Annotated in this window: 10 protein-coding genes and 1 pseudogene; 8 read left to right on the forward strand and 3 right to left on the reverse strand. The window is 72.0% G+C overall.

Going from position 1 to position 8,306, the window contains the following annotated elements:
- The 4 genes and pseudogenes from GTY56_RS07105 to GTY56_RS07120 all read left to right on the forward strand — a co-directional run.
- Nucleotides 1-306: pseudogene (locus GTY56_RS07105) on the forward strand (flavodoxin-dependent (E)-4-hydroxy-3-methylbut-2-enyl-diphosphate synthase); the annotation flags it as partial.
- A 175-nt stretch (nt 307-481) separates the two neighbouring features.
- Nucleotides 482-1,330, forward strand: coding sequence for a GNAT family N-acetyltransferase (locus tag GTY56_RS07110; RefSeq protein ID WP_161363614.1), 849 nt, complete (start codon nt 482-484; stop codon nt 1,328-1,330).
- A 114-nt stretch (nt 1,331-1,444) separates the two neighbouring features.
- Nucleotides 1,445-1,975 carry a GNAT family N-acetyltransferase gene (locus tag GTY56_RS07115; RefSeq protein WP_161363616.1) on the forward strand — a complete coding sequence of 177 codons (531 nt, stop codon included), beginning with the start codon at nt 1,445-1,447 and terminating at the stop codon, nt 1,973-1,975.
- Nucleotides 1,976-2,081: 106 nt separating this feature from the next.
- Entirely contained in the window at nt 2,082-3,782 is a 1,701-nt protein-coding gene (locus tag GTY56_RS07120; RefSeq protein ID WP_161363619.1) for a proline--tRNA ligase, read from the forward strand.
- Nucleotides 3,783-3,859: 77 nt separating this feature from the next.
- Here GTY56_RS07120 and GTY56_RS07125 read toward each other — a convergent pair whose 3' ends face one another.
- The 3 genes from GTY56_RS07125 to GTY56_RS07135 are packed head-to-tail and all read right to left on the reverse strand — an operon-like array spanning nt 3,860 to nt 5,801.
- Entirely contained in the window at nt 3,860-4,759 is a 900-nt protein-coding gene (locus tag GTY56_RS07125) for an aminoglycoside phosphotransferase family protein (protein ID WP_161363621.1), read from the reverse strand.
- Between the two features lie 47 nt (nt 4,760-4,806).
- Nucleotides 4,807-5,271, reverse strand: a complete 465-nt coding sequence (locus tag GTY56_RS07130; RefSeq protein WP_033313049.1) for a ferritin-like domain-containing protein — start codon at nt 5,269-5,271, stop codon at nt 4,807-4,809.
- Nucleotides 5,268-5,801, reverse strand: a complete 534-nt coding sequence (locus GTY56_RS07135) for a hypothetical protein (RefSeq protein WP_161363623.1) — start codon at nt 5,799-5,801, stop codon at nt 5,268-5,270. The genes GTY56_RS07130 and GTY56_RS07135 overlap by 4 nt, the downstream gene beginning before the upstream one ends.
- Nucleotides 5,802-6,017: 216 nt before the next feature.
- On the opposite strand from GTY56_RS07135, the gene rimP reads away from it, so the two are divergent.
- From rimP to GTY56_RS07155, 4 genes are all read left to right on the forward strand, one after another.
- Entirely contained in the window at nt 6,018-6,518 is a 501-nt protein-coding gene (gene rimP, locus GTY56_RS07140) for a ribosome maturation factor RimP (RefSeq protein WP_161363625.1), read from the forward strand.
- Between the two features lie 2 nt (nt 6,519-6,520).
- A complete protein-coding gene (nusA, locus tag GTY56_RS07145; RefSeq protein WP_161363627.1) occupies nt 6,521-7,519 on the forward strand; it encodes a transcription termination factor NusA in 999 nt (332 codons plus the stop codon).
- Nucleotides 7,520-7,621: 102 nt separating this feature from the next.
- Nucleotides 7,622-7,918, forward strand: coding sequence for a DUF448 domain-containing protein (locus GTY56_RS07150; RefSeq protein ID WP_161363628.1), 297 nt, complete (start codon nt 7,622-7,624; stop codon nt 7,916-7,918).
- Between the two features lie 145 nt (nt 7,919-8,063).
- Nucleotides 8,064-8,306: translation initiation factor IF-2 N-terminal domain-containing protein (locus tag GTY56_RS07155; protein WP_161363630.1), on the forward strand; the 243-nt coding region annotated here is incomplete at its 3' end.

Raw genomic sequence — 8,306 nt, forward strand, 5'->3', positions numbered from 1 at the left:
CGCGCCCAGGTCGACGTCTACAAGCTGGCCGAAGAGGTCACCGCCGGCCTCACCGGCATGGAGGTCCCGCTCCGCGTCGCCGTCATGGGCTGCGTCGTCAACGGCCCGGGCGAGGCCCGCGAGGCCGACCTCGGTGTCGCCTCCGGCAACGGCAAGGGCCAGATCTTCGTCAAGGGCGAGGTCATCAAGACCGTCCCCGAGTCCAAGATCGTGGAAACCCTCATCGAAGAGGCCATGAAGCTGGCCGAGCAGATGGAGAAGGACGGCGTGACCTCGGGCGAGCCGTCGGTGGCGGTCGCGGGCTGATGTCGTTGACGCCGGTTTCCCCGCGCCCTTTCCTGGGGGCGCGGGGAACTGCGCGACCAGCTACAGACGACCCGCAGCCGCCCGCCGGCCCAGAAGCCCCGAGCTCGGAGGCGTCCCGCTCAAGCAGCGCAGCTATAGTGCGGAGACCAGCAACCCCAGTTCGTGAGGCCCGCACGTGTTGACGCAGACCACCTCACGGGTCCTCGAACCGAGCGACCTGGACGCGGCGCTCGCCGTCCTCGACCGCGAGCCGGTAGCGAACGCCTTCGTGACGTCCCGCGTACAGGTCGCCGGACTCGACCCGTGGCGGCTCGGCGGCGAGATGTGGGGCTGGTACGAGGACGGCATACTCACCTCCCTCTGCTACGCGGGCGCCAACCTGGTCCCGATCTGCGCCGGCCCGCGCGCCGTCCGCGCCTTCGCCGACCGCGCCCGCCGGGCCGGCCGCCGCTGCTCCTCCATCGTCGGCCCCTCCGGCGCCACCTCCGACCTGTGGCGGCTGCTGGAACCCCAGTGGGGCCCGGCCCGCGAGGTCCGCCGGCACCAGCCGCTCATGGTCACCGACCGCCTCCCGGCCGACGTCACCCCGGATCCCTACGTCCGTCGCGTCCGCAAGGACGAGATGGAGACGATCATGCCCGCCTGCGTCGCGATGTTCACCGAGGAGGTCGGCGTCTCCCCGCTGGCCGGCGACGGCGGCCTGCTCTACCAGGCCCGCGTCGCCGAACTCGTCGGCTCCGGCCGCGCCTTCGCCCGGTTCGACGCCGACGGCAAGGTCGTCTTCAAGGCCGAGATCGGCGCCGCGACGGACCGCGCCTGCCAGATCCAGGGCGTGTGGGTGGCCCCCGAGTACCGGGGCACCGGCCTTGCGGCCCCCGGCATGGCGGCCGTACTGCGCTACGCCCTGGCCGACGTCGCCCCCGTGGTCAGCCTCTACGTCAACGACTTCAACACGGCGGCCAGGAGGGCCTACCAGAGGGTGGGCTTCCAGGAAGTGGGAGCTTTCATGAGCGTCCTGTTCTGAAGTGCCCCCGGGGGGCGGGGGCTGTGTCCATGTGCGGCTCCGCCGCGTGGGCGCGCTCAGCCGAAGACAACCATGACCCGGGTGACAACCGGAACCCCCCTGTAGGCTCCCCGCATGGACCTGGTGATCGGCCCACTCGACCTCTCCGCCCACGTAGACGAGGCGCTGGCCGTCCAAGCCGTGGCCTTCGGCCTAGGCCCGGACGAGGTAGCCGTCCGACGCCAGATCGTCCTGCGCCACATGACGTACCCGGGGGCCCGCGCCCTCGGCGCCACAGCCGACGGCAGCCTCGTCGGCTTCGTCTACGGCATGCCCAACGACCGCACCCACTGGTGGTCCACCGTCGTCGAGCCCTACCTCCGCGCCCAGGACAACGACCACTGGCTCGACGACAGCTTCGTGATCACCGAACTGCACGTCCACCCCGCGTACCAGAACCGCGGCCTCGGACGCTCCCTGATCACCACGATCACCGACGGCGCCGCCGAACCCCGCTCGATCCTCTCCGCGATCGACACCGAGAGCCCCGCCCGCGCCCTCTACCGCTCCCTCGGCTACCGGGACCTCGCCCGCCAGGTCCTCTTCCCGAGCGCCCCGAAGCCGTACGCGGTGATGGGAGCCCCGCTGCCGCTCCACCGCCGTTAACCGATTTCCACCGCCCCGCACCCCCCGGCTAACCTCCTGCCATCACCTTCCCCCACTCTCGGCTCCGTCCGAGCGGGGGACCCCCAGCAGCAGGAGCAGAGGAACCATGGCGAACGTACCGGTCCAGCGCATGTCCCAGTTGTTGGCGAAGACGTTGCGCGACGACCCGGCGGACGCCGAGGTCCTCAGCCACAAGCTCCTCGTCCGCGCCGGCTACGTGCGCCGCACCGCCGCCGGCATCTGGAGCTGGCTGCCGCTGGGCAAGAAGGTGCTGGCCAACGTCGAGCGGATCGTCCGTGAGGAGATGGACGCCGTCGGCGCCCAGGAGGTCCTGCTCCCCGCGATCCTGCCCCGCGAGCCCTACGAGGCCACCGGCCGCTGGGAGGAGTACGGCCCCGAGCTGTTCCGCCTCCAGGACCGCAAGGGCGGCGACTACCTCCTCGGCCCCACCCACGAGGAGATCTTCACCCTCCTGGTGAAGGACCAGGCGTCCTCCTACAAGGACCTGCCGGTCATCCTCTACCAGATCCAGAACAAGTACCGCGACGAGGCCCGCCCCCGCGCCGGCATCCTGCGCGGCCGCGAGTTCCTGATGAAGGACTCCTACTCCTTCGACACCGAGGACGAGGGCCTGGCGAAGTCCTACGCCCTGCACCGCGAGGCCTACCAGAAGATCTTCGCGCGCCTCGGCCTCGACTACCGCATCTGCGCCGCGACGGCCGGTGCGATGGGCGGCTCCAAGTCCGAGGAGTTCCTGGCCCCGGCCGAGGCCGGCGAGGACACCTTCGCCGACTGCCCCAACTGCGACTTCGCCGCGAACACCGAGGCGATCACGTACGAGTTGAAGCCCGTCGACGGCTCGGACGTGCCGGCCGCCGAGGACATCCCGACGCCCGACACCCCGACCATCGAGACCCTCGCGGCCTCTCTCGGTGTCCCGGCCTCGGCCACGCTGAAGAACCTCCTCGTGAAGGTCGACGGCGAGATCGTCGCCGTCGGTGTCCCCGGGGACCGCGAGGTCGACATGGACAAGGTCGAGGCGCACTTCGCCCCGGCCGTCGTCGAACTGGTCACCGAGACGGACTTCGCAGCCCGCCCCGACCTGGTCCGCGGCTACGTCGGACCGCGGGGCCTGGAGAAGGTCACGTACATCGCCGACCCGCGCGTGGCCCCCGGCACGTCCTGGATCACGGGCGCGAACAAGCCCGGCACGCACACGAAGAACGTCGTCGCGGGCCGCGACTTCGAGGTCGGCGCATACGTCGACGTCGTCGTCGTGCAGGAGGGCGACCCCTGCCCCAAGTGCGGCACCGGCCTCGTCCTCGACCGCGCCATCGAGATCGGCCACATCTTCCAGCTGGGCCGCAAGTACGCCGACGCCCTCAAGCTCGACGTCCTCGGCCAGAACGGCAAGCCGGTCCGCGTCACCATGGGCTCGTACGGCATCGGCGTCTCCCGCGCCGTCGCCGCCCTGGCCGAGCAGAGCGCCGACGACAAGGGCCTGTGCTGGCCCGCCGAGGTCGCCCCGGCCGATGTCCACGTGGTCGCCGCCGGCAAGGCCCTCCAGACCGAACTGGCCCTGGAGATCTCCCAGAAGCTGGCCGCCGCCGGTGTCCGCGTCCTGGTCGACGACCGCCCCGGCGTCTCCCCGGGCGTCAAGTTCACCGACTCCGAGCTGATCGGCGTACCGCAGATCCTGGTGGCCGGCCGGCGCGCTGCCGACGGCGTGGTGGAACTGAAGGACCGCCGCACCGGCGAGCGCGAGGAACTGACGGTCGAGGAAGCCGTCGCCCGTCTCACGGCGTAGTACGGAGGACCGGGCGGACTGGCCGAAACAGTCCGCCCGGGACCCGACGACCAGGCCCGGGCCGGCGGCCCGGCGCCCTACAGCCAGCTCGCGAACTCCAGCAGCAGCTCCGCGTCGCGCGGCCGTCCGACCCGCCCCGCCCGCACGCCCGACTCCACGGCACGGAACAGCGTCCAGCCCCGCAGCCGCTCCTGGTCCACGTCCAGGGATTCGGCGAGCCGCTTCACCCGGCGCCGCGTCGTGGCCGCGCCGGACGGCTGGGCGATCAGGTCCTCCACCCGGTCCCGGACCAGCCGGGCCAGATCGAAGGCGCACTCGCCGACCACCGGGTCGGGCCCGACGGCCAGCCACGGCATCCGTTCCCCGGCGAGTACCTTGCTCTGCCGGAACGTGCCGTGCAGCAGCCGGTGTTCGGGCGGCGCGGCCAGCAGCTCCTCGCGCGCCGCGAGCGCCACGTCGACCAGGGGCGCCACCTCGGGAGCGGTCTGCGCGCGCGCCCGCATCGCCTCCGCCTGCCGCCCGGTCCGCTCGGCCACGGTCTCGAAGGGGAAGCCGGCGGGCGGCTCCACCCACAGCCGTCGCAGCGTCCCCGCCGCCTCCAGCAGCGCCTTCGCCTCCGGCAGCGACCGCACCGACACGTCCGGGTGCAGCCGCTCCAGCAGCAGGACGCCCTCGGTCGAGGTGGTTTCGAGCAGCTGTACGGCACCCCGCCCGGCCCAGTGTCCGAGCGCGGCCCGCTCCGCCTCCGGCCGGGCCCGGCCCGGCGCCAGCTTGAGCACGGCCGGTGTCCCGTCCGCGGCCCGCACCAGCACGACCAGGCTGCTGCGCCCGCCGGGCACCTGCACCCGTTCCACGGTCAACTCGCGTAGCGCGACGGCCCGCTGCGCCGCCCCGGGCAGCTTCTCCAGCCAGTCGTCACCGTCCGGTGCCGTCTCACCGAGCGCCCTGACCAGGCGCTTCGGCGGTTCGAAAACCATGAGCGAGTCGTCCCTTCGTGCTGTCCTCGGTGCGTGACCCGCGCGGGTCACGCCGTCGGCGCCGCCGAGGGCGGAGCCGTGCCGGCCCGCTCCGCGAGCCCAGGGAAGGCTACGCTCTCGCCGCGCCAGCGCACCGCCCGTACCGCTGCCTCCCGCAGCGCCTCCGCGGCCAGGGCCCGCCGCCCGCCGCCCGCCGCGCGCACCAGGTCGGCGTAGACCCCGGCCACCCGGTCCTCCAGCTCGGCGGCGAGCCGTACGGCGGCCGCCGAGTCCGGCACCTGGAACGGCAGCGCGTAACCGGCGGAAGCGGCCACCGGACGGCCGCCCAGGTCCTTCACCTCACGCACCAGCGCGTCCCGGCGTGCCCGGTGCGCGTCGTACGCCGTGACCGCCTCGGTGCGCCGCCCGTCGGCGATCCTCCCGCCGACGACGCCGTAGCCGTACACCGCCGCGTGCTCGGCCGCCAGCGCGGCCTGAAGAGCCCGCAGCTCCCGGTCCTTCTCCTCGCTCACGCGTCCCCCTCGGTCAGCAGATACACGTGCACCGCTCCGGCCGCCGCCACCGACGCCAGCAGTCGCGCCAGCTCACCCGGCACCCCGCCCAGCGCCTTGGTCCGCCGGTCGGCGAGCTCCTTCTCCGCCGTGGCGAGCCCGGAGAGGGCGTCCTTGTCGTTGTCCGGCACGGCCGCGGACGGTGAGGGCGAGGCCGAAGAGGACGCCGACGCCGAGGGGGAGGCCGAGGGCGGCGCTTTCCGGCCGCCGCCGAGGGCCCGCGCGTGCCGTACGACCTCCTCGCGCAGCGGCCGCAGCCGGCCCGCGAGCCCCGGCCGGGCGGCGATCACGGCGTCGTAGCGCTCCACCAGGGCCTCGCTGTCCCGGGCCGCACGCGCGCGTGCCCGGTCGGCGGCGGGCTGGCCGTCCCCGGCCGGGCCGCCGGAATCCCCGCCGGTGCAGCCCGCCAGGGCGAGGGCCGCTGGGGCGACGGCGAGCAGGCTCCTTCTGCGCGGCCCCGAGCGGGCACGCGGCGATGGGGGGAACGGCACGTCAGACGTCCTCGTGGCTCGTTTCGAGAAACAGGTGAGAAAGAAGGGACTGCGAGGGCTGCACGCCCGTGATCACGGTACCCGGGCCCCCGCCCCGCATCACTCAGCGGCACCGTTCGTGACCGGGTGGACGGCAACACTCCCCGCGACCGGATACCCTTTGACCAGACACGCGACCCATCCCACAACAGCACACGCGGCCGAGGAGTCACCCGGATGAGCACCACCCAGAGCGAGAGGCTGCGAGGACTGCTGGAGCCGCTCGTCACCTCTCAGGGCCTGGACCTCGAAGAGATCGAAGTGGACTCCGTCGGACGCAAGCGTGTGCTGCGCGTCGTCGTCGACTCGGACACCGGCGCCGACCTGGACCAGATCGCCGATGTGAGCCGTGTGCTCTCGGCGAAGCTCGACGAGACCGACGCGATGGGCGAGGGCGAGTACACCCTCGAAGTGGGCACCCCGGGCGCGGAGCGCCCCCTCACGGAACACCGGCACTACGTCCGCGCCACCGAGCGGCTGGTGAAGTTCCAGCTGGCCGAAGGCGGCGAACTGGTCGCCAGGATCCTGAAGGTCGACGACGAAGGTGTCGACACCGAGGTGCCCGGTGTGAAGGGCCGCAAGCCCACCGCGCGCAGACTCGCCTTCGACGACATCGTCCGGGCGCGTGTCCAGGTCGAATTCAGCCGCAAGGACAACAAGAAGGAAGAGGAGGCGTAGCCGTGGACATCGACATGAGCGCCCTGCGGGGCTTGGTTCGGGAGAAGGAGATCTCCTTCGACCTGCTGGTCGAGGCGATCGAATCGGCCCTCCTCATCGCCTACCACCGCACCGAGGGGAGCCGCCGCCACGCGCGCGTGGAGCTCAACCGGGAGACCGGCCATGTGACCGTGTGGGCGAAGGAGGACCCCGACGACCTCGAGGAGGGCCAGGAGCCCCGCGAGTTCGACGACACCCCGTCCGGTTTCGGCCGTATCGCCGCCACCACGGCCAAGCAGGTCATCCTGCAACGCCTGCGCGACGCCGAGGACGACGCGACGCTCGGGGAGTACGCCGGCCGCGAGGGCGACATCGTCACCGGCGTGGTCCAGCAGGGCCGCGACCCGAAGAACGTGCTGGTCGACATCGGCAAGCTGGAGGCCATCCTGCCCGTGCAGGAGCAGGTGCCGGGGGAGACCTACCAGCACGGCATGCGGCTGCGCAGCTACGTCGTCCGGGTCGCCAAGGGTGTCCGCGGCCCGTCCGTGACGCTGTCGCGCACGCACCCCAACCTGGTGAAGAAGCTCTTCGCCCTGGAGGTGCCGGAGATCGCCGACGGCTCGGTGGAGATCGCCGCGATCGCCCGTGAGGCCGGTCACCGCACGAAGATCGCGGTGCGGTCCACCCGCTCCGGCCTGAACGCCAAGGGCGCCTGCATCGGCCCCATGGGCGGCCGCGTGCGCAACGTCATGGGCGAGCTGAACGGTGAGAAGATCGACATCGTCGACTGGTCGGAGGACCCGGGCGACATGGTGGCGAACGCGCTGTCGCCGGCCCGGGTCTCCAAGGTCGAGATCGTGGACATGGCGACCCGGTCGGCCCGGGTGACCGTGCCCGACTACCAGCTGTCCCTGGCCATCGGCAAGGAGGGGCAGAACGCCCGCCTCGCCGCCCGGCTGACCGGCTGGCGGATCGACATCCGCCCGGACACCGAACCGGCCGGGAACAGCTCCGAGGAATAGATCCAAGCCGTGCGCCGTTCAGAACACGACAGGTTCCCGCGCGGCAACTGTTCGATCCCTGCCCCAAAGGGGTGAGGGGCGTACGGGGAGGTAGACTTAGCAGTGTCTGGCCGGACGCGCGCCCGCGCATGCCCTGAACGCACCTGTGTGGGGTGTCGGAAGCGAGCGGCCAAGGCCGAACTGCTGCGGATCGTGGCGATCAAGGACGAGTGCGTCCCTGATCCACGCGGTACGCTGCCCGGCCGGGGTGCGTACGTTCACCCCGCACCGGTCTGCCTCGACCAGGCGGTACGCCGCCGGGCGTTCCCGAGGACACTGCGCGTCCCGGGGCCGCTCGACACAAAGGCGTTGCGCCGATACGTCGAGCAGACAACAGTTGCCGAGCAGGCAACACCGTAAGACGTGCCGTACGGAACCCCGTACGGCTAGGTACCTCGCGAGTCGAAAGCAGGTCGAGATTGCGATGAGCACTCGATGAGTACGCGATGAGTACGCCCATGAACTAGCGACGGTCCGGACGCAACCCGGACCTCAAAGGAGCGAAGTGGCTAAGGTCCGGGTCTACGAACTCGCCAAGGAGTTCGGCGTCGAGAGCAAGGTCGTCATGGCCAAGCTCCAGGAACTCGGTGAATTCGTCCGTTCGGCGTCTTCGACGATCGAAGCGCCCGTTGTACGCAAGCTGACGGACGCCCTCCAGCAGGGCAGCGGCGGCGGCAAGCCCGCCCCCGCCCGCAAGGCTGCCCCGGCGAAGCCGGGCGCCCCCTCTCCCGCGCAGGCTGCCCGTCCG

Origin of the sequence: Streptomyces sp. SID5643, assembly GCF_009872555.1 — a bacterium.
In the GTDB taxonomy this organism is placed as follows: Bacteria; Actinomycetota; Actinomycetes; order Streptomycetales; family Streptomycetaceae; genus Streptomyces; species Streptomyces iakyrus.

Bases quoted from the DNA above. Each gene is read 5' to 3' on its own strand.
- GTY56_RS07125 (WP_161363621.1), bottom strand. From the start codon at position 4,759: ATGGTTTTCGAACCGCCGAAGCGCCTGGTCAGGGCGCTCGGTGAGACG.
- GTY56_RS07115 (WP_161363616.1), top strand. From the start codon at position 1,445: ATGGACCTGGTGATCGGCCCACTCGACCTCTCCGCCCACGTAGACGAG.
- rimP (WP_161363625.1), top strand. From the start codon at position 6,018: ATGAGCACCACCCAGAGCGAGAGGCTGCGAGGACTGCTGGAGCCGCTC.
- GTY56_RS07120 (WP_161363619.1), top strand. From the start codon at position 2,082: ATGGCGAACGTACCGGTCCAGCGCATGTCCCAGTTGTTGGCGAAGACG.